The sequence below is a fragment of the Leifsonia sp. Root112D2 genome (assembly GCF_001424905.1).
Classification (GTDB): Bacteria; Actinomycetota; Actinomycetes; order Actinomycetales; family Microbacteriaceae; genus Root112D2.
In genome coordinates, this window is sequence record NZ_LMCU01000001.1 from 1,594,676 (window position 1) to 1,616,242 (window position 21,567).

Below are 21,567 nucleotides of genomic sequence, written 5' to 3' on the forward strand. Positions count from 1 at the left end.
CTCGCTCGCAGGCTCGCTCGGCGCTGTGGTCGCGAATCGCTGGCGCGATTCTTCAAGCTCCACCGCGCTCAGCCGCGATACCGCTCGCCCACCGGCACCTCGACCGAGAGTGTGTTTCCTGCCTGGGCGAGCGGGCACGCCCACGCCGGGTCGTAGGCGCACGAGGGGTTGTACGCAAAGTTGAAGTCGAGCACGAGCGAGTCGGGGTCGCCGCCGGGGCCGAGATCTGCACCCTTCACGGTGTCGAGCAGATAGCGACCGCCGCCGTAGGTTCCCCCGGGTTGCCCGGCGAGGGCATCCTTCACCGGAACGAAGAGCCCGCCGGCATACGAGGCGAGCCGCCACACGTCAAGCGTGCCGGCAAAAGGCACGCGAACAGCGCCGAGCAACTCGAACGGAACGACGCCGTCGGTGCCTGTCGCCACTTCCATGCGCTTCTCGTTTGTCGCCGCCACGATCTCGAGCTCGAACCGCCAGTCGGGGTCGTACGTTGTGATCGGCAAACCCACGAACGAGGCCCGGTCCTGCTCCATGATCGGCGTTGCCGGATGCCCTCCCATCAGCTCGTCGCGCGCCGAAACCCAGTGTGCATGAGCGAGCCGCGCATCCTGGGCGCTCAGCTGCCGCACCGCCGCGTAGATGCCGAACATCCGCCGCCGCCAGTCCGCCACCTGAAGTGCCGCACCAAAACGACGGAGATTGTCGCCTTCTGCGTTCGTTTGGATGTCATTCTGCTCGTCTGGCACGAGATTCTCCGTCGTTTTGGTGTGCACTCGGGCGGGGGGAAACTTGTTCCAGTCTGGCGCACCGATGCGCGAAATGTCGGCGGCGTGCGCTAGACATGGGGGCGTGGCGATCCGGTTCTGGGTGGGTGTCGTGCAGCGCGACCATGTGCTGCGCGGGGTCGAGCTGGGCATCGCCCAGGTCAACCACGGCGCACGCGCACCGCTGGCGCGCATGGGCGTCAGCGACGGATTCGTGTACTACTCCCCGCGCGTCTCCTACCCCGACGGCGAACCGCTGCGCGAGTTCACCGCCGTCGGCCGCGTCGCCGACGACGAGGTGTATCAGGCAACCGAGGGGCCCACGATGCGCGGGCCCGGCGGCGACTTTCGACCGTGGCGACGTCGAATCGATTTCGATGCGGATGCCGTGCCGGCCGGCATCCGACCGCTGTTGCCCGTTCTCGAGTTCACCCGGGAGAGCCGCAACTGGGGCTTTCAGCTGCGCCGCGGCATGATCGAGATCTCCCGCCACGATTTCGAGACGATTCGCACCCAGATGCGCCGCCCCTCCGCCGACGACCGCTGAAACACAGACCACCGCTCTCGATACGATGAGGGCGTGAAAGAAGCCCTCGCCGCAGACACCCCCACCCAGAGCAAATACGAAGTGCGCTTCGACTGGGGGCGCGAAGGCCTCGCCAGCATCGCCCAGGGCGCGGGCGTCATCGTCGTCATCGATTCCATCTCGTTCACGACCACGGTGGGTCTCGCGGTCGAGCACGGTCTCGAGGTCGTTCCGTTCGACGGCGTCGGTGAGCCGGCGGATGCCGCTGCAGCCGCAGATGCGGTGCTCGCGGGGCCGCGCGGAGCATCCGGAATCACGCTGTCACCCTCAAGCATCACCCCGGAGAACGTCGCGGCCATTGCGCCGCAGTCGCGCGTACTCGTCAGCTCCCTCAACGGATCCCGTTTGAGCGCCGCCGCCGCCGCCTTTGGCGTGCCCGTCGTGGCCGCGTCGCTGCGCAATCGCACCGCCGTCGCAGAATGGATACTGCAGCAGCAGGTCGACACGGGAGACCGGCTGCGAGTCGCGATCGTTGCGGCGGGCGAGAGCAGGTCCGACGGCAGCACCCGCTTCGCCGTCGAGGACCTGCTGGTCGCTGGCGCCGTCATCGACGCGCTCGCCACCGTGGGCATCGACTACGCCGCCCCCGAGGCCGCCGCCGCGTGCGCGGCGTATCTCGGTCTGAAGCGGGCGGTCGGGCACCTGCTCACCGCATCCGTCACCGGCCAGCAGCTCATCGAGGCGGATGCCCGCATCGACGTCGAGCTCGCTGGCAAGCTGGACTCCTCCGCGGTGGTTCCCGTGCTGGGGGAATTCGGCTTCCACGCGTAACGTTGCAGGCTTCAGGAGGTTTGACATGAAGGCAGTACTGAACGACACCGTTATCGCAGAGGCGCCGGAGAGCGATCTGATCCGCATCGAGGGCAACTGGTATTTTCCGCCCGCGAGCGTGAAGAGCGAGTTGCTCGTCGCCAGCGACACCCCGTACACGTGCCCGTGGAAGGGCGAATGCCAGTACTTCAGCGTGAAGGATGGTGAGAACCTTCTGCAGGATCGCGCCTTCAGCTACCCGCATCCGTACCCGACGGCGTTCGAGCGTGTCGGCAAGGACTTCAGCGGATACGTGGCGTTCTGGAAAGACGTGCAGGTCTCCGAATAGCCGCACCTCACCTCTTCGATGACGTGACGGGTGGAAGGCAAACTATGACACTGCAGATCGCATTCGACACGAGTAACCCGCACGCGCAGGCTGAGTTCTGGGCAGCGCTGCTCGGCTATGAGGTCGAGGACAACTCGGCGTTCGTCGACCAACTCGTCGAGGCGGGTCGCATGCCGGAGGCCGGGCGCATCACCCGTAATGGGCGCTCAGAATTCGCGGATGTCGCGGTGGCGGTTGACCCCGCCGGCGCGAATCCTCGACTGTACTTTCAGAAGGTGCCGGAGCCGAAGACGGCGAAGAACCGGGTGCACATCGACGTTCCCGTTGGCCCGGAGCGGCTGCTCGATGAGGTCGCGCGGGCGGAGGGTCTTGGTGCCACGCAACTGTGGTTCACGAACGACCGCGGGCCCGACACCTACACGATGCAAGACCCCGAGGGCAACGAGTTCTGCCTGTGCTGACCCCCGGAGGGCGCAGCGCTCAGCGAGGAGGCATGGACGCCGCGGCCTTGCGGCGGGTCGCGGCGCTCACTTCGCGGTGGTTCCACGCGATGAGATTCGCGGCGTCGAAGCGACGTGAGCATGCCCCACAGGCAAGGCTGCGGGCCGGCTTGCGATAGCGGTAATGGGTGTGCCCGCGCGGGCATACGCCGATCCATGGTGCCAGTTCGTCGGCGATCGCGCCGCCGTGCAGGCGCTTGCCCTCGTAGCCGAGTTCGATGGCGATGCCGCGCCAGCGCGGCCCGTGCCCCGCACGGCTGCCGGCAAGGGCGTGCGCAACCTCGTGCAGCAGAATCTGGTGGATCTCATCGTCTTCGTACCGTGCCGCCAGGTAGCGCGAGACGGTGATGCGTTTCGCTGTGTAGTTGCACAGGCCGGCCCGCGTCTTGGCGTTGTCGAAGCCGAATGACCACACAGCCGGGTCGAGGTGAAGCGCGATGAGCGCATCCGCCCATCTCCGCACGCGCTCGAGATCAGCCATGCACCGAGAATATCGCCACCCGGGGACATGATCGCCGAAGGTCAGCCCCGCCCGTGCAAAAATCGGTCATTCGCGAACCGGTGCGGGACGCGTATCACTGACGGGCGGTACGTCGACGCTCGTCGAGAAACGACTCGGTGACCGCTATGGCCACGAGCGAGCTCTCGAGTTCGTTCGGCGGCAGGCCCAGACTCTCACGCAGCGCCAGTGCCGCCTTGAAGTCCGCCAGAGCGGCCTCCAACTCGCTCTGGTCGAAGAGCACCTTGCCACGATGCTGCAGAGCGAACGCCTCGGTGCGTGACCAGTCGTGTGCGTGCGCCTCGCCGATCACGGCGCTGAGTTCCACGTGGGCGTCGTCGAGTTTGCCCTGGAACTGCAGAACCTGTGCCCGTCTCGCGCGGGCGAGCGCCGCATCCTGCCTCTCACCCGTGAAGCGTGCCTGGCGCAGGGCCTGATTGGCGACATCCAGAGCCTCGTCGAGCCGGCCGACGAGCCGCAGCAGCCCGGCCTTCTCGTTGAGCGCGTCAAGGCTGCGCATCTCGCCGAGCTCGTCGAGACGCTTGCCCGCGGCGAGCAGATCGACCTTCTCGCGCAGGGTCGTGGGGTCATAGCCGAGAATGATGCTCAGGTGATGCTCCTGGTGTGCGGGCGGCGGATGCGACGCGGTTGCGCCATACATGCACGCCGGGTTCCTTTCACCCTAACCCCGGTCTCAGCCATCCAGCGGCGACAGGCGCACGGCAGAGATTCTGTCGTCGCCCGAGCGCGGCGTGCCGCGCCCATCCGTGTTGTTGGTGAGCAGCCAGAGCGTGTCGTGGCCGACCGCCATCACGTCGCGAAGCCGGCCGAGGGTATTCACATACGAGGCGATGGCGCGCACGGGAGCGCCGCCGCTGGTTGGGTAGATCGACCAGAGCCGCTTTCCGCCCAGACCGGCCATGAAGATGGTGTCATTCACTATCGTTATGCCGCTCGGGCTGGCGTCGCTGGTGCGCCACTGGTAGACGGGGTCGGTGAATTTCGCGTTGTGTGCGATGCCCTCCACGATCGGCCAGCCGTAGTCGGCGCCGGGCGTGATGATGTTGAGTTCGTCCCAGGTGTTCTGGCCGAATTCACTGGCCCAGAGGGTGCCGTGCGAATCCCATGCGAGACCCTGCGGGTTGCGGTGTCCGTATGAGTAGATGGGCGAGCCGGGGAACGGGTTGTCGGCCGGAACGTCTCCGGTGGGGGTCAGCCGCAGAATCTTGCCGCCGAGCGAATCGAGGCTCTGCGCGTTGTCGTGGCCACTCGCATCCCCTGTCGTGATGTAGAGCATGCCGTCGGGGCCGAACGCGATGCGGCCGCCGTTGTGGATGTTCGCCTTCGGGATGCCGGTGAGAATCTTCTCGGGCGGCCCGAGTCGGTAGATTCCCGGCACACCGCCCAGCTTCATGCGCACCACGCGGTTGTCGCTCGCCGTCGTGAGGTAGGCGTAAACGAATTCGGGGTCGCTGCCCTCGTACAGCGGCTTCGGCGCGGCAAGTCCGAGCAGCCCGCCCTCACCCGCGTGCACGACGCCAGGCACCGTTCCGACATCCCGGATGCTGCCACCGTCGGGCAGAATCTCGCGTATCAGCCCAGAGTCGCGTTCGCTCACGAGCGTTGACCCGCTCGGCAGCCGCAGCATCGACCACGGGGCTTTGAGCCCACTCTGAATCGTGCGCGGCGTGCCGCTCGGCTGCAGGGGCGTGAGTGGGACGGATGTCGTGGTGGTGGGGGTCGGGGTGTTCATGATCGGGGTCGTGGGTACTGGCGGGGGTGTGGGGTTCGGTGCCGACGTGCAGCCGACCACGAGCGCACTGACGAGCACCACGGATGCCGCGGCGGCCGAACGCCATGCGCGCCCCATGCGCCCTCCCGAACTCTTCACCTAGTCTGGCTGCCCGCGGGCGCCCGCTCCCAGATTCACGGCGAATCGTGACCCGCGGGGCGACCGTTACGAATTCGACTTCACCTGGAAGATGCTGCGGGCGGGTGGCGGAGACGGCACGGCCGTCGCATCCGTCACGATGGGGGCGCCCGCGGTGAACGCCTTGAGTTCGGCGCCGGCAACGGCCTTCGCCGGATGCGGTCCCCCGGCCAGCAGCCGCGGCAGCCAGTCCATGGGCAGCGTCGCGTTCGACCCCACGAGCACGACGTTGCCGAAACGGCGCCCCTTGAGCACCTGCGCCTCGGCCATCGCCACGACATGCTCGACCGCCATGCCGAGGGTCGCGGCCTGGCCGCGGGCGAAGGCGAGCGGCGGCCCATCCGCCACATTCACCAGAACCACGCCATCCGGTTTCAGCAACGAGACGGCCGAGCTGTAAAACTCCAGGCTCGTCACGTGGGCGGGTGTGCGCGCGCCGCTGAAGATGTCAATCACGAGCAGGTCGACCGAGCCGCGCAGCCCCGGCGGCAGCTTGCCGACGACCTCGCGCGCGTCGCCGTGACGGATGCGGATCTGCGCCTGCTTCGGCAGCGGCAGTTCCCGGCGCACCAGCTCAACGAGGTCGCTCTCGATCTCGACCACCTGCTGGCGCGAGCCGGGGCGGGTGGCGGCGATGTAGCGCGGCAAGGTGAGCGCGCCGGCGCCCAGGTGCACGGCGGTGAGCGGCTGCCCGGGCATGCCGATCAGGTCTATCACGTGCCCCATGCGCTGGATGTACTCGAAGAACAGTTCGTCGGGCTTGTCGAGGTTCACGTGCGACTGCGGCGTGCCGTCGACCACCAGCTGGAACGCCCCGGGAACGAAGCGATCCTCTTCGACGACCGCGCGGAATCCGCTGTTCTTCAAAACGACGGACGGATTCTCTTTCACCCCTCGATCATCGCACCCGATCTCCACCCGGTTCTCCACCCTGGGGCGGTGGGCGCGGATGCCTCGGCCCGCGAGTCTGGAATCACACCACTTCAAGGAGCTGACCGTGACCATCCAAACCATCGCCAACATTCTCATCGGCCTCGCGCTGGTCGGATGGATTCTGTACCGGCAGCTCACCTGGAGCATCATCTCCATTTCGCGCATGTGGCGTATGCCGCTGATCATGGGCGGCGTCGGCATCGTGATGCTGTCGCAGACGAAGGATGTGCACCAGATCTCCGCTGTCGACCTGGCCGTGCTCATCGTGGAACTCGTCATCTCGCTCGCCATCGGCGCGCTCATGGGGCGCATTGCGGTCTTTCGCTCGCGCGACATTCACCCGGGCGACCCCGGCGATCCGCTGGCCCGCGGCCGCGGCAGCCGACGCGAGGAGCGTCGCGGCGGATCCGGCAGCAACCCTCAGCGCGTGCTGAACGCCGACGGCACCGAGACGGTGCTGGAGACGCGCACCGGATGGCTCGGCCTCGTTCTCTGGATAGTGATGATCGGCGTGCGCGTGGGCATCGACATGATCGCCGCGGACATGGGCTCGGTGCTCGCCGCCGCGACGGGTGTGATTCTCGTGATGGTCGCCGCCAACCGGGTCGCCCGCGTCTTCGTTTTCGCCGCGAGGGTTCAGAAGAGCGCCGCAGTCACTGCATGATGGTGCTGTGACTCCCTACGAATGGCGCTCCGGCGGGCTGGGCATGGCGCTCAGCCTGTTCGGCGTTGTCGTCGTCGGCATCTTCCTGTTCCAGCAGTTCTTCGAGCGGTCGATCGCGCCCTGGGTCTTCGTGCTCGGTCTGATCGCGGTGGTCATCTGGCTCGGCGGTCAGCTCGGGCAAGGCTCACGATGGCAGTCGTCGCCGGGGTTGCGTGTGGCGGCCGTCGTGGCATCCGTGGTGATGATCGCGGCGGGATCACTCGGTGCCGCACCGTCGAACGGGCTGCTCGTGGTGCCCGCCAGCATCGGGGTCATGCGTCTTGCCTCGACCCTCTCGGCGAGAATCTGGATCGGCCTTGCCGCGATGCTGCTGGCCCTCGGGCTGATCGCCGTGGGCTCGCTCACCGTCACGATGAGTCCGATCGGCCTGCTGGCAATCATGGGCGGGGTTGTGCTCGGTTTTCTGGGCGGCCTCAACCGCCGCCAGGCGCGGCTGGCGGGCGTGCGCGAGCGCGAACTGGTCGAAAGCACCATGGCCACGCGTGAGGAACACGCGAAGGCGGCAGCCCTCGAGGCGCAGCAGGCGGTGGCCCGCGACATTCACGACGTGCTCGCGCACAGCCTGGGCGGCCTGGTCATTCAGCTCGATGCCGTCGAGGCGCTGCTCGAATCCGGGAGAACAGCGGATGCGGCGTCGCGCGTTCGCGACGCACGCGAGCTCGCCGCATCGGGGCTGGGTGAGGCGCGTCGGGCGGTGGAGGCGCTGCGCGAGCCCCGGGAGAACGAGCCGGTTTCGGGTGTTGAGATGCGGCAGTCGCTGGCTGAACTCGTCGACGCACACCGCGCGTTGGGCGGCAGCATCGAGCTTGCCGACAGCGGCCAGCCGCATGAGCTGTCGGCGGAGGCGGCCGTCGCCTTGCGCCGCGCGTTGCAGGAGGCGCTGAGCAACGCACGCAAGCATGCGCCGGGCGAGGCCGTGCACGCGCGGCTCGACTGGGGGCAACATGGGGTGGTGATGGATGTGCGCAACCGCATGGCGGGTGCGAGCGTGACCGCGCCGGCGGCGCTCGCCGCATCCGGGGGAGGGCACGGCTTGGCAGGCATGAGTGAGCGCTTCGACGCCCTGCACGGCGGCAGCGTTGTGGCGCAGACGCAGGGCGACGAATTCGTGGTGCGCGTCGAAGTGTCAAGGCAGGCGCCGCGATGAGCGCGGCGATTCGGGTGCTCGTCGCCGACGACCAGGCCATCGTGCGCGACGGCCTCGTCACGGTGCTCGACCTGCTTGACGACATCGAGGTCGTCGGCGAGGCGGCGGATGGCGAAGAGGCGTGTCGGCTCGTCGCCGAGCTCGCCCCCGACGTCGTGCTCATGGACCTGCGGATGCCCGTGCTCGACGGAGCCGCGGCCACCGCTCGCATCGTGAGTGAGCATCCGACGACAGCGGTACTCGTGCTCACGACGTTCGCCGACGACGCCTCGATCATGGGTGCGCTGCGCGCGGGTGCTCGCGGCTACCTCACCAAGGATGCCGGCCGCGCCGAGGTCGCCGCCGCCGTGCGCTCGGTGGCCACGGGCCAGACTACGCTCGCCGCCGCGGTCGGCGCCCGCCTGCTCGACTCAGTTGATCGAAGCACGCCAGGGCTTGAGACATCCGCTCTGTCGGCCCGTTTTCCGACACTCACGGCCCGCGAAGCCGAGGTGCTCGAGCTCGTCGGTGAGGGCCTCAGCAACCCCGAGATCGCCGCGCGCCTGTTCGTGAGCGTTGCAACCGTGAAGACGCACATCAACGCGATCTTTGCCAAGCTGGCCGTGCGCGACCGCGCCCAGGCCATAGCCCTCGTGCGCTCGTAGCTTCGCGTTACCGCGTCACGGGCTCCGTCGCGGTCAACGACGCGAGTTCGGCTCGGCGCGGCAGACCTTCCCAGTCGCCGTGCGTCAGGCAGGCGTATGCGCCGACGGTCACGGCCGTCTCCAGGCGCGTTGCCACGGGCTCGCCGGCCAGGTACTCGGCGAGATATCCCGCCACGAAGGCGTCGCCCGCGCCGACCGTGTCGACGGGAACGATGGGCACGGCGGTCTCCTCGTACTCCACGCCGTCGATCACCGCCACGGCTCCCGCGGCCCCGAGCTTCACCACGGCCTGGCCCGCGCCGAGCGCGATGAGCCCGTGCGCGAGTGCCACCGGCTCATCCGTTCGCCCAAGCGCGATCGCGGCCTCGTCGTCCCCGCCGAAGGCGAGATCGACGTGCGGCAGGATGCGCCGGTACGCCTCACCGGCCTGCTCCCGCGACCACAGTTTGCCCCGAAAGTTGAGGTCGAACGACACGGTGACTCCGGCATCCTTCGCCACCCGGATCGCCTCGTCGATGACCTCGGCCATGCCCGGCGAGAGAGCGGGCGAGATGCCGGTCACATGCAGCAGTGAGGCGCCGCGCACGAGGTCGAAGTCCACCTCATCCACGCGCAGCCGCGAGCCGGCGAGACCGTTGCGGTAGTAAAAGACGCGGGTGTCGGCTGGGGTGCGGCGCTCCTTGACCATGATCGCGGTGGGCGCATCCGGGTCGCGAATCGCAGCGACGTGTACGCCCTCGGCGCCGATCTCGCGCAGCACGAGGTCGCCGAGCGAGTCTGCCCCCACCTTGCCGATCCAGGTGACCTCCACGCCCAGCCTGCTCAGTGCGATGGCCACATTGCTCTCCGAGCCGCCCATGCCGAGCGTCATCGTCGGGGTGTGCTGCAGCGGCCCGGGCGTGGCGCCGGCCATCAGCGCCATCGTCTCGCCGATCGTGACAACCCCGCTCATCGGGCGCTCCTCGTTTCGGCGACAACCTCGACGACGCGGCGGGTGCGCTCGGCCAGCGCGTCGAGTGAACCACCCTTGAGCGCGTCGCCGATCAGGGGCCCGCCGAGGCTCACGGCCACGGCCCCCGCCCTCAGCCAGCCTGGAATGTCCTCGAGAGACACCCCGCCCGACGGCACGAATTCGATGTCGGGGAACGGACCGCGCAGGTGCGCGCCGTACTGTGAACCGACCGTCTCGGCCGGGAAGATCTTCACCGCCGTCGCCCCGGCCTCCCAGCCGGAGAACAACTCGGATGGCGTCAGCCCGCCCGGGTACACCGGCACGCCCGCCGCGACAGCAAGGGCCACGATATCCAGCCGGGTCACCGGCGTCACGAGATAGTCGGCGCCGGCGTCGATGGCCCGCTGCGCCTGCTCAACGTTTGTGACGGTGCCGATGCCGATCTCTATCGCGCCGCCGCCACTGGTGCCACCGGCGCCGCCGCGCCCGACGAGCGAGAGCAGGTGCTCGATGGTTCCCGGTGTGCTCAGCGTGAGCTCGACGGAGCGCACGCCGTTCTCGGCCAGCACGTCGAGCACGGCGTCGTAATCGCGCGGGTCGCGGGCGCGCAGCACCGCTATCACCGGATGCTCGCGCAGCACAGCGGAGGGCTGCAGACGCCGGGGTTCGATGCTGCTTTCGGGGGTGGATGCGCTCACAGGGATTCCTCGAGTTGTGGCTGGTGGGTGGGGGTGGCGGCGCGAGCTCCGGTGGAGTCGCGCACGATGAGGTGGGTCGGCACGGTACCGAAATGCGGAGCATCCGCGTCGAGAATGGCGGCGGCGGCCAGAGCGCCGAGGGTGCGCGACGAGCTGTCGACGGTCGTGAGCGACGGCCAGGCCATTCCGTCGGGAAGCGAGTTGTCGCATCCGACCACGCTGACATCGCCCGGCACGTCGAGCCCGGCCTCGCGCAGGGCGGAGAGCAGGCCGAGCGCCACCTGGTCGTTGAAGGCGACTATCGCGGTCGGAAAGCCCGCGTCGTGGCCGCCGCCGGCACCATCGCCCGCCGCGATGCGCGCATACGCGGCGCGGCCGCCGTCGAAGTCGGGGCGCGTCGTCGAGAGCGTGGTCAGCGGCATCCGCAGTTCGTCGCAGACGCGGGCGAGCGTGCGCGCCTTCTGCCGACCCGACCACGACTGCGGAGGGCCGTCGACATAGCCGACGGTGCGGTGCCCGAGCGCGTGCAGGTGCCGCACGACAGCGCTGAAACCGGGCTCCACGTCGATGGTGATCTGGCTGAGCCGTTCTGGCACCGGTGTCGTCACCTCAAGCATGCGGTTGGCGAGCACGACCGGCAGGCGGGCGGATGCCGCGACCACCGCCGCGTCGTCCAAGCGACTCGATGCCAGCACGAGAGCGTCCACCTGCGTGGTCATGCGCTCGATGAGTCGCCGCTCAAGTTGCGGCGTCTCATGCGAATCGCCCACGAGTACGCCGATGTCGCGCGCGCCGACGGCCGACTCGAGCTCGGCAAGGAACGAGGTGTAGAAGGGGTTGGTCACGTCGGGCAGAATCACGCCGATGTTGCCCGTGGAGCCTGTCGCGAGGCTGCGGCCGAGCCGGCTGGGCGTGTAGTCGAGTTCGGATGCGACCCGCAGCACGCGCTGGCGGGTCGCCGGCACGACGGCATCCGAACCGGTCAGGGCCCGCGACGCCGTGGCGATGGAGACGCCGGCGGCCGCGGCCACCTGCCGAATCGTCGTCGCCATCTTGACCTTCCGTCGCCCGGGACGAATAATGTAAGGAGTGAATGAAACCGGTTACATTCACGATAACCCAGGATCGAGGCCCCGCGCCACCATGACTTCACTCGCCCCCTCGGCACTACCGCTCGGCGAGGTCGCCCTGCACCTCGACCCGCACGACGAGGTGGCTGTGGCGCTGCGTGCGCTCGACGCCGGCACCGTGATCGAGCTCGGCGGTGGCACCCAGATCACCCTGGCCACCGACATCCCGCGCAGCCACAAGTTCGCCCTCGTTCCCATCGCGGCCGGTGAGCAGCTGCACAAGTACGGTCAGTCGATCGGCCGGGCGACGGCCGCGATCGCCACGGGCGACCACGTGCACAGCCACAATTTGGGCATGGACGACACCGACCGCCAGCACGAGTTCGGCACCGCCCGCACGACCCTCGCGATGCCAGACGGCCCAATCCCCACCTTCCGCGGCTACCCGCGCGCCAACGGCAAGACGGGCACGCGCAACTACATCGGCATCCTCACCTCGGTGAACTGCTCGGCCACGGCGGCCAATCTCATCGCGGATGCCTTCCGCGGCTTCGCCCTCGACGAGTTCGAGAACGTCGACGGCGTCATGGCTCTCACCCACCAGAGCGGATGCGGGCTGGTTCCGACCAGCGAGGGCGCGCAGACGCTCATGCGCACCCTGCACGGTTACGCCAGGCACCCCAACTTCGGCGGCCTGCTCGTGGTCGGCCTCGGCTGCGAGATGGTGCCCGTCGAGTCGCTCGTGACTGATCAGGACATTCCGGATGACACGCTCATCTCCACCATGAACATTCAGGGCGAGGGCGGCGTGCGCGCCACCGTGAAGGAGGGCATCGCCCGCATTCGCGCGATGCTGCCCGAACTCAACAAGCGGCAGCGGGTGGCGACGCCGGTCTCCGAGCTCGTTCTCGGCCTCAACTGCGGTGGATCCGACGGGTTCTCCGGCATCACCGCCAATCCGGCGCTGGGTGTCGCATCCGACCGCCTGGTGGCCTGGGGAGGCACCTCGATTCTGGCCGAGACCCCCGAGGTCTTCGGTGCCGAGCACCTGCTCACCCGCCGCGCCGTCACCCCCGCCGTGGGGCAGAAGCTGCTCGACCGCATCGAATGGTGGGAAGGTTACGCGGCGCAGGGCGGCGGCAGCCTCGACAACAACCCCTCACCCGGCAACAAGGCCGGCGGACTCACCACCATCCTCGAGAAGTCGCTCGGGGCGGTGGCCAAGGGCGGTCGCGCCGACCTGTCGGCGGTCTACGAATACGCCGAGCCCGTGACAGAACGCGGTTTCGTGTTCATGGACACCCCTGGCTACGACCCGGTCTCGGTGACCGGCATCGTCGCGGGCGGCGCGACGGTTGTCTGCTTCACGACCGGCCGCGGCTCGGTCTTCGGGGCCAAGCCAACGCCATCCATCAAGCTGGCGACCAATACCGAGACGTACGAGCGGATGTCTGACGACATGGATCTCAACGCGGGTCGCATTGTCGATGGCACGGCTTCGCTGGCCGAGGTAGGCGACGAGATCTTCGAGCTCATCATCCGCGTCGCCTCCGGCGAGCAGACCGTGAGCGAGGAACTCGGCATCGGCCAGGAGGAGTTCGTCCCCTGGCAGTTCGGCACCGTCACCTGACCTCTGCTGGTTGAGGAGCGAGGAACGAGCGTCTCGAAACCGGCCCGCGCGGCCCTGGTTTCGAGACGGGCACTCCTTCGTCGAGCCCTCCTCAACCGGCGATGGGCATCACCAGTCGTGCATGGTCCCGTCGATCTGCAGGCGGTTCACCGGCAGGTAGGCGGGCGAGTACTCGAAGGTGGCGGCGAGATCGTCGTCGTACTCCACGCCGAGGCCGGGGTTGTCGCCGGGGTGCAGCAGCCCGTCTTCGAAGGTGTAGCTGGTCTTGAAGACCTCGAGCGTGTCATCCGAGTGCTTCATGTACTCCTGAATGCCGAAGTTGTGAATGGCGATGTCCAGGTGCAGCGCCGCGGCCTGCCCGACCGGCGAGATGTCAGTGGGGCCGTGAAAACCGCTCTTGATCTGGTAGATCGCCGCGAAGTCCATGATCTTCTTCAGCGAGCTGATGCCGCCGGTGTGGGTCACGGCCGATCGCACATAGTCGATGAGCTGCTCGGTGATGAGCGTCTGGTAGTCCCACACCGTGTTGAAGATCTCGCCGATGGCGAGCGGGGTGGTGGTCTGCGAACGCACCCGGCGCAGCCCCTCCTGGTTCTCGCCCGGCGTGCAGTCCTCAAGCCAGAACAGGTCGTACGGCTCGAGCGACTTGCCGAGGGATGCGGCCTGGTTGGGCGTGAGCCTGTGGTGACCATCGTGCAGCAACGGCAGCTCGGGGCCGAATTCCTCGCGCACGGCGGCGAAGATCGTGGGAATGTGGCGCATGTACGCGCGGCTGTCCCACTCCTCTTCCTTTGGAGCGAGGCCCCGGCCGGCCGGCTCGTAGTCGTAGCGTGCGCCCGGCTTCTGGTCGGTCGCGACGCCGTACACCTGGCCGAGGCCCGGCACGCCGGTCTGCACGCGAATGGCCTTGAAGCCCTGCTCCTGGTGATTGCGAATCGACTGGAACAGCGAGGGCAGATCAGAACCGGATGCGTGTCCGTACGCGAGCGCGCCGCGCCGGGAAGCTCCCCCCAGCAGCTGGTACACCGGCAGCCCGGCGACCTTGCCCTTGATGTCCCACAGCGCCACATCCACCGCGGCGATGGCCGCCATCGTGATGGGGCCGCGCCGCCAGTACGCGCCGCGGTACAGGTACTGCCAGGTGTCCTCGATGTTGTTCGCCTCGCGGCCGACGAGCAGCGGCGCCACGTGCTCCTTGAGGTAGGCGACCACCGCCAGTTCGCGCCCGTTGACGGTGGCGTCGCCGAGGCCGGTCACGCCGTCCGAGGTGGTGAGCCGAAGGGTCACGAAGTTGCGGCCGGGGCTCGTGACGAGCACCTCGGCGCGTTCAATGATTGCCATGGGGTGTCAGTCTCTTTCGTCGAGGGGCGGTTCAGGCGGTCGGCCGTGCGTACGACTGCAGCGGCAGGGTGTAGCTCAGGTCTATCGCGGTCTCGATGGCCTCGTCCAATCCGAGACGGTGCTCGATGACGAGTTTGGCCAGGAATCCGGCATCCATTCGTCGGGCGAGGTCGTGCCTGGCCGGAATGGAGGCGAAGGCGCGCGTGTCGTCGACGAAGCCGCTGGTGTTGTAGAAACCGGCCGTCTCGGTGGTCAGTTCGCGAAAGCGCGCCATGCCGCCGGGGGAGTCGAGAAACCACCACGGCGCACCGAGCCGCACGGAAGGGAACGCCCCGGCCAGCGGCGCGAGCTCGCGCGAGAACACCGTCTCGTCGACGGTGAACAGGATCATGCGAAAGCGCGGGTCGTGCCCGAACGCGCCCAGCAGCGGCCGCAACGCACGCGTGAACTCGGTCTGGGTCGGAATATCGAAGCCCTGGTCCGAGCCGAATCGCTCGAATTCCGCGTGCGAATAGTCACGCTGCACCCCGGGATGCAACTGCATCACGAGACCGTCGTCGAGCGACATGCGGGCGGTCTCGAAGAGCATGTTGGCGGCGAAGGCGGTGGCGTCGGTGGCATCGACCGGCGCGCGCAGGGCCGCATCAAAGATGCGTTGCGCATCGGCGGCCTCGAGCGGAGCGGTCTCGGCCAGCAGGTGGCCGTGGTCGCTGGCTCGCCCTCCTGCCGCGGCAAAGGCGAAGCGGCGCTGGCGCAGTGCCTCGAGAAAGCCGGCATAGTCGCCGACATCGATACCGCTGGCTTCGGCAAGCGAGCGGATGCCGTCTCGCCAGTGTGCGCGGTCGGGATAGAACAGGGCGTCCGGCCGGAAGGTGGGCACGACGCGCTCCCCCCAGCCTTCGGCGGCGAGAGCGGCGTGCGCGGCGAGATCGGACTGCGGCGCATCCGTTGTGCTGAGAATCTCGATGTTGAAGCGGTCGAACAGTGGCCGAATGTGAAACTCGGGCAGCGCGAGCGTTTCGGTGAGCTGGTCGAAGATCTCGTCGGCGGTCTCGGCCGAGGGCTCGGTGGTCACACCGAAGATCTCCACGAGTTCGTGCTCCAGCCAGTAGCGCGTCGGAGTGCCGCGGAAGAGCTTCCAGTTCTCGCAGAAGCGACGCCAGATCAGCCGGTGGTCAGTTTCGGCGGCCGGGCCGCCGGCATCCCTCGACGCCGCACCCAACTCGTGGTTGCCATAGCCCTGCGAGACGAGCATGCGCCGCAGGTAGTGGTCGGGAATGACGAAGAGCTCGGCAGGGTCGCCGAACGCGGCGTTGTCACGAATGTGCTCAACGTCGATGTGCCCGTGCATCGAGACCAGTGGCAGCGGCGCGATCTGCGCGTAAATCTCCCGCGCTACGCCGCGTTGCCCAGGCTCTGCGGGCAGCGCCCGATCCGCGTGAAGACTCCACGTTGTGGCCATCGACTGCCTCCAGAATTGAAACAAATACAGAGATTGTTTCAGTGGTGGCGACCACCCGTTCGGGTGCGCACCACTGCGCTGCCGCCACTATATCGCCCAAATATCGCGGATGTCACGCGCCGGAGCCACTCTCACCCGCCGGCAGATAACAAATCGGACTCAGGACTTGACGAAACACTGAAAAGGTTTGCAGACTGTGCGTACGAGAGTGACCGACGGCACCGGACTGTGTCGCAAATGATGTGCACGAGGTGGTGTGGCATGGCTGTGACGATCAGAGACGTTGCCCGCGAGGCCGGCGTTTCCATCTCCACCGTCTCTCGTGCGCTTGCCGTCCCCGAGCAGGTCGCCGAGGCCACCCGCGTTCTCGTTCAGGCCACGGCAGCCCGCATGGGCTACCGCCCCAATCGCAACGCCCGCAGCCTCATCACGGGCCGCAACGGCAGCATCGGGCTGGTCGTGCCCGACCTCGAGAACCCGTTCTTCGGCTCCGTGTGCAAGGGCGTGCAAGCCCGGGCCAGGGCCGCCGGTTACACCGTGTTCGTCGCGGACACCGATGAAGACCCGACGGCCGAGGCAGAGATCGTGCGCAGCCTCATCAAACAGGTCGACGGGGTCATTCTCTGCTCACCGCGCACGACGGATGCCGAGGTGCGGCAACTCTCCAGCGAGACCCCCACGGTGCTCGCCAACCGTTTTCTCGAGGGCATCGACTCGATCATCTTCGACAACGGCGGTGGTCTCGACGTGGTCATGCAGCACCTGGTGGCGCTCGGCCACCGTCGCATCGCCTACGCGGGCGGTCCGCTGAAATCGTGGTCGAACGGTCAGCGGGCCGGGGCCTTCGTGGCATTCGGTGAGTCGCACCCCGATCTCGACCTCATCGAGCTCGGCAACTTTCCGCCGTACTTTTCCGGCGGCGTGCAGGTGGCAGACCTGGCCGTCGCGAGCGGCGCCACCGCCGTCGTGGCCTTCAACGACATCATGGCGCTCGGCATCATCGATCGCCTGCGCCAGCGGGGCCTCAGCGCTCCCGACGACATGAGCGTCACCGGCTTCGACAACGTTGCCGTCTCCACCTACGTGCGGCCGAATCTCACCACGGTCGACATGCCCCGCGTGCAGATGGGGCGCATGAGTGTCGACGCGCTGCTGGATTCGGTGCTGGGTCGGGGGCAGGCATCCGGCCCTCGTCTGCAGCAGCTGGCCGCCGAGCTCATGGTGAGGCAGTCATCCGGTGTGCCGCATGCCTCGGCGAAGGCGCCAACGGATGCCACAGAACTTCTAGACGCAGACGTCTAGAAACCCTTAATGAAGAGGAAGGAACACGATATGCGCATCAGCAAACGCACAGCGCTCATTTCCACCGTCGCCGTGCTCGCGCTCGCGATCACCGGCTGCACGGCGCCCAACTCGGGCTCGACCGGAGGAAAGACGGCCAAGGCGGGAGACGTGCCCGCAAAGCCGTCAGCCGCGGTCACCCTCAACATTCTCGATGTCGCCGGCGCTCAGAAAGAGGTCGGTGACATGGTCACCGACTATGTCAAGAAGCACTCCGACATCATCTCCTCCGTCACCTGGGAGAGCGGCGGCGCCCCCGACCTGGTCGGCACCATCAAACCCCAGGTCGACAGTGGCAATCTTCAGGTCGACCTCGTCTTCACCGGCAACGACGGGCTCTCCGCCGGCATCGGCCAGAACCTCTGGATTCCGATCGTCAAGGACTACGGTGACCGCCTCTCCAACCAGAAGAACTACATCGACCCGGCCGCGAAGATGCAGGCCCTGGCCGAGGGCTACGGCGCTGTCGTCTCGTACTACCCCTCGGGCCCGTTGCTGCAGTACAACCCTTCTGCGGTGAAGGACGTTCCGAAGAACCCGCAGGAGCTGCTGGCCTGGGCGAAGGCTCACCCGGGCAAGTTCGGTTACGCGCGCCCCGCCAACTCTGGCCCCGGTCGCACCTTCCTCATGGGTCTGCCGTACATGCTCGGCGACAAGGACCCGAAAGACCCGGTGAACGGCTGGGCCAAGACCTGGGCGTACCTCAAGGATCTGGGCCAGTACGTGTCGAATTACCCGACGGGCACCGGCCAGGTCATCACCAACATGGCCGACGGCACCTGGTCGATGATTCCCACCACCACGGGCTGGGACATCAACCCGCGCGCCACGGGAACCGAGCCGAAGAGCATCGAGGCCGCGGCGTTCGACAAGTTCACCTGGGTGACGGATGCGCACTACGCCGTCGTTCCGAAGGGCCAGTCTGCAGACAAGATGGCCGCGATTCTCGACCTGCTGCAGAACATGCTGACGCCGGAACAGAATGCCAAGGCCTACGACACCGGCTACTTCTACCCCGGCCCTGCCATCAAGGGTGCGACGCTCGACAAGGCGCCCGCGGCCAGCCAGCAGGTCATCAAGGACTTCGGTCGCGACTGGTATGACGCGCTCATCGAGAAGATGCCCAAGGAGACCCCGCTTTCGCCTGACGCACTCGTCAAGGCATTCGACGAATGGGACCGCACCGTCGGTGTCGGAAAGTACACGACGAAATAAATCATGACAATCTCAGCCTCCGCTTTCGATTCCCTCCAACTGAAGAATGTTGGGCGCAGTTTCGGTGGGCAGGATGCGCTGGTTGACCTCAACCTGACGATCCGGGCGGGCGAATTCATCGCCCTGCTCGGACCGTCGGGCTGCGGCAAGTCGACCGCGCTGAACTGCCTCGCCGGCCTGCTGCCCCTCACTCACGGCCAGATTCTTATCGATGACAAGCGCATCGACGTGCTTCCCGCAGAGAAGCGCGACTTCGGAATGGTCTTTCAGAACTATGCGCTGTTCCCGCACCTCTCGGTGCAGAAGAACATCGCCTTCGGCCTGCAGATGCGCGGCGTGCCGCGCCCCGAGGTCACCCGACGCGTCGCCGAGGCGCTCGCCCTGGTAAAGCTCGAGCAGCATGCCAAAAAACTGCCCGGCCAGCTCTCGGGCGGCCAGCAGCAGCGCGTGGCGATAGCCCGCGCCGTGGTGCTCGAGCCTCGGCTCGTGCTCATGGACGAGCCGCTGTCGAACCTCGACGCCAAGCTGCGCCTGGAGATGCGCACCGAGATTCGACGGCTGCACCAGTCGCTCGGGCTCACCACCGTCTATGTCACGCACGACCAGGAGGAGGCGCTGTCTCTGGCGGATCGCCTCGTGGTGCTTCGTGACGGTCGGGTGCAGCAGGTCGGCACTCCCCAGGAACTGCACAACAACCCCGCCAACTGGCACGTCGCCGACTTCATGGGCTACCGCAACCTGCTCGATCTCACCGTCGACTCGGTGAACGGGGCCGAGGCGCGGGTCTCCGGTCGCGGGTTGAGTCTCACCGGTCACGTTGCTCATCACGCCAACGCGGGCGACGCCGTGCGGGTCGCGATTCGCCCGCATGACCTGGTTGTCGTGCCGCCCGGCGCATCCGCCCCCGCACTCAACACGATCGAGGCCACGGTCAACGTCGTCGAGTACCAGGGCCGCGAATTCGCGGTCGAGGTGGCGACGGATGCCGGGCAGAATCTGTTCGTGCACGCCGAGGTGGCTCCTGTGCCCGGGGATCGGGTCACGCTCGCGGTCGACGCTGCCCGGGTGCTCATCTACCAGGCCGACCTCGACGCCGAGACGCTTTCCGCGGATGCCGGCGCGCGGCCAGCGCTGACCACGGTGCCGTGATGACCTCGACCATCCAGAGCCGCTCGGGCACGAAGAGCACCGCGAGTCTGGCGCACCGACTGGCCGAGCGTGGCATCGACAGCAGGCTGTGGCTGCTTGTGCCGGCCGTGGTGTTCATTCTCGCGCTGTTCGTGTACCCGTTCGCCTACGGCATCGGGCTCACCTTTCAGCCCATCGAGCGCACAGCAACCCAGTGGGGTGGCGGCGCGTTCGCGAACTACGTGGCGTTCTTCAAGGATCCGTTCACCTTCGAATCGGTGTGGCTCACGATGCGGCTCGCGCTGCCTGCCGCGTTGTTCAACGTGATCATCTCGATCCCGCTGGCGTTCAAGCTGCGCCACAAGTTTCGGGGCAAACGCTTCCTCTCCACGCTGCTCGTGCTGCCGATCACGCTGGGCACGGTGCTCACCGCGCAGGGTCTGTTGATCTTTGCCGGGCGGCAGGGCTGGCTCAACCGCTTCCTGCTCGATGCGCACATCATCGACCAGCCGCTTCAGCTCGTGAACAACTACCTCGGCGTGATGTTCTCGCTCATCATCTCGGGGTTTCCGTTCGCGTTCCTGCTGGTCTCCTCCTATCTCTCCGGCATCGACCCGTCGCTCGAGGCGGCGGCGAAGACACTCGGGGCGAACTGGAAGCAGCGGTTCCGGCGGGTCACGCTTCCGCTGCTGGCGCCGGGGCTGGCGACCACCTTCATCCTCACCTTCGTGCTCGCGTTCAGCGTGTTTCCGTCGGCCAGGCTCGTCGGTGACCCCGGCGGTGCCACGCGTGTGATGGCGCTCATGGCGTATCGCTCGTTCGGTGAGCAGCAGAACTACAGCATGGCATCCACCATCGCGATCATGATGGGGGTGGTCGAGCTCATCGTCATCGCGGTGGTGCTGCTCGGGCGCTCCTTCCTCTATAAGGGTTCAACGGGAGGGAAGGGCTGATGGCCGATACAACACTCACCGACAATCGACTGGCCATTGCTGCAGACCAGTTGCCGCACGCGCCCGGTCGCAAGCCGAAGAAGAAGCGCCCCGACAGGCTGCCGGGGGAGAAGGCGCTCGTCGCCTCGCCGGGAACCTGGTTCGTCTGGGCCGGAATCGTGGTGTTCTTCCTCTTCCTGTTCGGCATTCTCATCAGCGTGCTGGTGGACTCCTTCGGCAAGTCGTGGTTCACGACCTGGCTGCCGCAGGAATTCTCCGCCGACTGGTACTCGCAGGCGTGGAACAGCTTCGACCTCGGCCACGTGATAGGCGTGACGCTGCTCGTGGCGTTCAGCGTCGTGATCATCTCGATAGTGGTGGGGGTGCCCGCCTCGTACGTGCTCGCCCGCAGCAACTTTCCGTTCAAGCGACTGGTCATGGGCCTGTTCCTACTGCCCGTGCTGATTCCGCCGATCACCTTCGGCATTCCGCTGGCGACGGTCATGTACAACTTCGGGCTCGGGCGCACGGTGCTCGCCGTCATCCTGGTGAACCTGGTGCCGTCCGTGCCGTTCGTGATCATCACCATGACGCCGTTCATCGAGCAGATCAATCCCTCCATCGAGAACGCGGCACGCATGTGCGGTGCGGGCATGCGCCAGGTATTCGTGCGGGTTCTCGGCCCGTTGCTGGTTCCCGGTATTCTGGCCGCGGGCATCCTCGTGCTGGTGCGCACCGTCGGCATGTTCGACCTGACGTTCCTCGTCTCCGGGCCGCCATCTGACACGCTGGTTGTGGCGATCTACCGGGCCATGACCTCGGCCGGCGGGGCGGAGCCGCGGGCGCTGGTATCGGCGATGGCCGTGATGTACACGGTCATGATGCTGATCATTCTCATCATTGCCCTGCGGTTCATCAATCCAACCCAGCTCGTCGCCCGCGTGAAGGATTCCAAGGACGACTGAATGGAGC

23 protein-coding genes are annotated in these 21,567 nt (G+C 67.2%); 13 read left to right on the plus strand and 10 right to left on the minus strand.

The window, feature by feature from the left end:
• Positions 1-68: 68 nt before the first annotated feature.
• Complete coding sequence (locus ASC63_RS07340; protein WP_055815122.1) at positions 69-650, minus strand: DUF1684 domain-containing protein; 582 nt, start codon at positions 648-650, stop codon at positions 69-71.
• A 199-nt stretch (positions 651-849) separates the two neighbouring features.
• On the opposite strand from ASC63_RS07340, the gene ASC63_RS07345 reads away from it, so the two are divergent.
• The 4 genes from ASC63_RS07345 to ASC63_RS07360 are packed head-to-tail and all read left to right on the plus strand — an operon-like array spanning position 850 to position 2,910.
• Positions 850-1,311, plus strand: a complete 462-nt coding sequence (locus ASC63_RS07345; protein WP_235491981.1) for an EVE domain-containing protein — start codon at positions 850-852, stop codon at positions 1,309-1,311.
• Between the two features lie 33 nt (positions 1,312-1,344).
• Entirely contained in the window at positions 1,345-2,121 is a 777-nt protein-coding gene (locus ASC63_RS07350) for a 2-phosphosulfolactate phosphatase (protein WP_055811374.1), read from the plus strand.
• A 25-nt stretch (positions 2,122-2,146) separates the two neighbouring features.
• Entirely contained in the window at positions 2,147-2,449 is a 303-nt protein-coding gene (locus ASC63_RS07355; RefSeq protein ID WP_055811377.1) for a DUF427 domain-containing protein, read from the plus strand.
• A 44-nt stretch (positions 2,450-2,493) separates the two neighbouring features.
• A complete protein-coding gene (locus ASC63_RS07360) occupies positions 2,494-2,910 on the plus strand; it encodes a VOC family protein (protein WP_055811380.1) in 417 nt (138 codons plus the stop codon).
• Positions 2,911-2,929: 19 nt separating this feature from the next.
• Here the strand turns inward: ASC63_RS07360 and ASC63_RS07365 are convergent, their stop codons facing one another.
• The 4 genes from ASC63_RS07365 to ASC63_RS07380 form a co-directional block, all read right to left on the minus strand.
• Positions 2,930-3,430, minus strand: a complete 501-nt coding sequence (locus ASC63_RS07365; RefSeq protein WP_055811383.1) for a SprT-like domain-containing protein — start codon at positions 3,428-3,430, stop codon at positions 2,930-2,932.
• Positions 3,431-3,524: 94 nt separating this feature from the next.
• The gene (locus tag ASC63_RS07370; protein ID WP_200936813.1) at positions 3,525-4,109 is read right to left on the minus strand and encodes a hypothetical protein; all 585 of its coding nucleotides are present in this window, start codon (positions 4,107-4,109) and stop codon (positions 3,525-3,527) included.
• A 33-nt stretch (positions 4,110-4,142) separates the two neighbouring features.
• Positions 4,143-5,339, minus strand: coding sequence for a PQQ-dependent sugar dehydrogenase (locus ASC63_RS07375; protein WP_235491986.1), 1,197 nt, complete (start codon positions 5,337-5,339; stop codon positions 4,143-4,145).
• A gap of 66 nt (positions 5,340-5,405) precedes the next feature.
• Complete coding sequence (locus ASC63_RS07380; RefSeq protein WP_055815129.1) at positions 5,406-6,269, minus strand: spermidine synthase; 864 nt, start codon at positions 6,267-6,269, stop codon at positions 5,406-5,408.
• 106 nt (positions 6,270-6,375) lie between these two features.
• Here ASC63_RS07380 and ASC63_RS07385 point away from each other — a divergent pair, with 106 nt between their 5' ends.
• From ASC63_RS07385 to ASC63_RS07395, 3 genes are read left to right on the plus strand one after another with little or no spacing between them, the layout of a single operon-like run.
• Positions 6,376-6,975: a hypothetical protein gene (locus tag ASC63_RS07385; protein WP_082487729.1), complete on the plus strand. Its 600-nt coding sequence runs from the start codon at positions 6,376-6,378 to the stop codon at positions 6,973-6,975.
• Between the two features lie 7 nt (positions 6,976-6,982).
• The gene (locus tag ASC63_RS07390) at positions 6,983-8,182 is read left to right on the plus strand and encodes a sensor histidine kinase (protein ID WP_157487622.1); all 1,200 of its coding nucleotides are present in this window, start codon (positions 6,983-6,985) and stop codon (positions 8,180-8,182) included.
• The gene (locus tag ASC63_RS07395) at positions 8,179-8,826 is read left to right on the plus strand and encodes a response regulator transcription factor (RefSeq protein ID WP_055811393.1); all 648 of its coding nucleotides are present in this window, start codon (positions 8,179-8,181) and stop codon (positions 8,824-8,826) included. Before ASC63_RS07390 ends, ASC63_RS07395 begins: the two co-directional genes overlap by 4 nt.
• Positions 8,827-8,833: 7 nt before the next feature.
• Here ASC63_RS07395 and ASC63_RS07400 read toward each other — a convergent pair whose 3' ends face one another.
• Genes ASC63_RS07400 through ASC63_RS07410 form a run of 3 tightly spaced genes read right to left on the minus strand, consistent with a single transcriptional unit; the run spans position 8,834 to position 11,528 of the window.
• The gene (locus tag ASC63_RS07400) at positions 8,834-9,778 is read right to left on the minus strand and encodes a sugar kinase (protein WP_055811395.1); all 945 of its coding nucleotides are present in this window, start codon (positions 9,776-9,778) and stop codon (positions 8,834-8,836) included.
• A complete protein-coding gene (locus ASC63_RS07405) occupies positions 9,775-10,476 on the minus strand; it encodes a bifunctional 4-hydroxy-2-oxoglutarate aldolase/2-dehydro-3-deoxy-phosphogluconate aldolase (RefSeq protein WP_235491988.1) in 702 nt (233 codons plus the stop codon). Before ASC63_RS07405 ends, ASC63_RS07400 begins: the two co-directional genes overlap by 4 nt.
• Positions 10,473-11,528: a LacI family DNA-binding transcriptional regulator gene (locus tag ASC63_RS07410; protein ID WP_055811396.1), complete on the minus strand. Its 1,056-nt coding sequence runs from the start codon at positions 11,526-11,528 to the stop codon at positions 10,473-10,475. Before ASC63_RS07410 ends, ASC63_RS07405 begins: the two co-directional genes overlap by 4 nt.
• Before the next feature lie 91 nt (positions 11,529-11,619).
• On the opposite strand from ASC63_RS07410, the gene ASC63_RS07415 reads away from it, so the two are divergent.
• Complete coding sequence (locus ASC63_RS07415) at positions 11,620-13,176, plus strand: UxaA family hydrolase (protein ID WP_055811400.1); 1,557 nt, start codon at positions 11,620-11,622, stop codon at positions 13,174-13,176.
• A gap of 108 nt (positions 13,177-13,284) precedes the next feature.
• On the opposite strand, the gene manD is transcribed toward ASC63_RS07415, so the two are convergent.
• A complete protein-coding gene (gene manD / locus ASC63_RS07420; RefSeq protein ID WP_055811402.1) occupies positions 13,285-14,517 on the minus strand; it encodes a D-mannonate dehydratase ManD in 1,233 nt (410 codons plus the stop codon).
• A 31-nt stretch (positions 14,518-14,548) separates the two neighbouring features.
• Complete coding sequence (gene uxaC / locus ASC63_RS07425) at positions 14,549-15,979, minus strand: glucuronate isomerase (protein WP_055811405.1); 1,431 nt, start codon at positions 15,977-15,979, stop codon at positions 14,549-14,551.
• 261 nt (positions 15,980-16,240) lie between these two features.
• Between uxaC and ASC63_RS07430 the strand changes: the two genes are divergently transcribed.
• From ASC63_RS07430 to ASC63_RS07450, 5 genes are read left to right on the plus strand one after another with little or no spacing between them, the layout of a single operon-like run.
• Positions 16,241-17,281 carry a LacI family DNA-binding transcriptional regulator gene (locus ASC63_RS07430; RefSeq protein WP_055811406.1) on the plus strand — a complete coding sequence of 347 codons (1,041 nt, stop codon included), beginning with the start codon at positions 16,241-16,243 and terminating at the stop codon, positions 17,279-17,281.
• A 30-nt stretch (positions 17,282-17,311) separates the two neighbouring features.
• The gene (locus ASC63_RS07435; RefSeq protein ID WP_055811409.1) at positions 17,312-18,535 is read left to right on the plus strand and encodes an extracellular solute-binding protein; all 1,224 of its coding nucleotides are present in this window, start codon (positions 17,312-17,314) and stop codon (positions 18,533-18,535) included.
• Positions 18,536-18,538: 3 nt separating this feature from the next.
• A complete protein-coding gene (locus ASC63_RS07440) occupies positions 18,539-19,684 on the plus strand; it encodes an ABC transporter ATP-binding protein (RefSeq protein ID WP_055811412.1) in 1,146 nt (381 codons plus the stop codon).
• Positions 19,684-20,616: an ABC transporter permease gene (locus ASC63_RS07445; RefSeq protein ID WP_055811414.1), complete on the plus strand. Its 933-nt coding sequence runs from the start codon at positions 19,684-19,686 to the stop codon at positions 20,614-20,616. Before ASC63_RS07440 ends, ASC63_RS07445 begins: the two co-directional genes overlap by 1 nt.
• Complete coding sequence (locus ASC63_RS07450; RefSeq protein WP_082487377.1) at positions 20,616-21,560, plus strand: ABC transporter permease; 945 nt, start codon at positions 20,616-20,618, stop codon at positions 21,558-21,560. Before ASC63_RS07445 ends, ASC63_RS07450 begins: the two co-directional genes overlap by 1 nt.
• Positions 21,561-21,567 lie beyond the last annotated feature (7 nt).

Coding starts and splice junctions, on each gene's coding strand:
- ASC63_RS07395 (WP_055811393.1), top strand. CDS start 8,179: ATGAGCGCGGCGATTCGGGTGCTCGTCGCCGACGACCAGGCCATCGTG.
- ASC63_RS07355 (WP_055811377.1), top strand. CDS start 2,147: ATGAAGGCAGTACTGAACGACACCGTTATCGCAGAGGCGCCGGAGAGC.
- ASC63_RS07400 (WP_055811395.1), bottom strand. CDS start 9,778: ATGAGCGGGGTTGTCACGATCGGCGAGACGATGGCGCTGATGGCCGGC.
- ASC63_RS07410 (WP_055811396.1), bottom strand. CDS start 11,528: ATGGCGACGACGATTCGGCAGGTGGCCGCGGCCGCCGGCGTCTCCATC.
- ASC63_RS07450 (WP_082487377.1), top strand. CDS start 20,616: ATGGCCGATACAACACTCACCGACAATCGACTGGCCATTGCTGCAGAC.
- ASC63_RS07360 (WP_055811380.1), top strand. CDS start 2,494: ATGACACTGCAGATCGCATTCGACACGAGTAACCCGCACGCGCAGGCT.
- ASC63_RS07435 (WP_055811409.1), top strand. CDS start 17,312: ATGCGCATCAGCAAACGCACAGCGCTCATTTCCACCGTCGCCGTGCTC.
- ASC63_RS07440 (WP_055811412.1), top strand. CDS start 18,539: ATGACAATCTCAGCCTCCGCTTTCGATTCCCTCCAACTGAAGAATGTT.
- ASC63_RS07370 (WP_200936813.1), bottom strand. CDS start 4,109: ATGTATGGCGCAACCGCGTCGCATCCGCCGCCCGCACACCAGGAGCAT.
- manD (WP_055811402.1), bottom strand. CDS start 14,517: ATGGCAATCATTGAACGCGCCGAGGTGCTCGTCACGAGCCCCGGCCGC.
- ASC63_RS07340 (WP_055815122.1), bottom strand. CDS start 650: ATGTTCGGCATCTACGCGGCGGTGCGGCAGCTGAGCGCCCAGGATGCG.
- ASC63_RS07430 (WP_055811406.1), top strand. CDS start 16,241: ATGGCTGTGACGATCAGAGACGTTGCCCGCGAGGCCGGCGTTTCCATC.
- ASC63_RS07445 (WP_055811414.1), top strand. CDS start 19,684: ATGACCTCGACCATCCAGAGCCGCTCGGGCACGAAGAGCACCGCGAGT.
- ASC63_RS07365 (WP_055811383.1), bottom strand. CDS start 3,430: ATGGCTGATCTCGAGCGCGTGCGGAGATGGGCGGATGCGCTCATCGCG.
- uxaC (WP_055811405.1), bottom strand. CDS start 15,979: ATGGCCACAACGTGGAGTCTTCACGCGGATCGGGCGCTGCCCGCAGAG.
- ASC63_RS07415 (WP_055811400.1), top strand. CDS start 11,620: ATGACTTCACTCGCCCCCTCGGCACTACCGCTCGGCGAGGTCGCCCTG.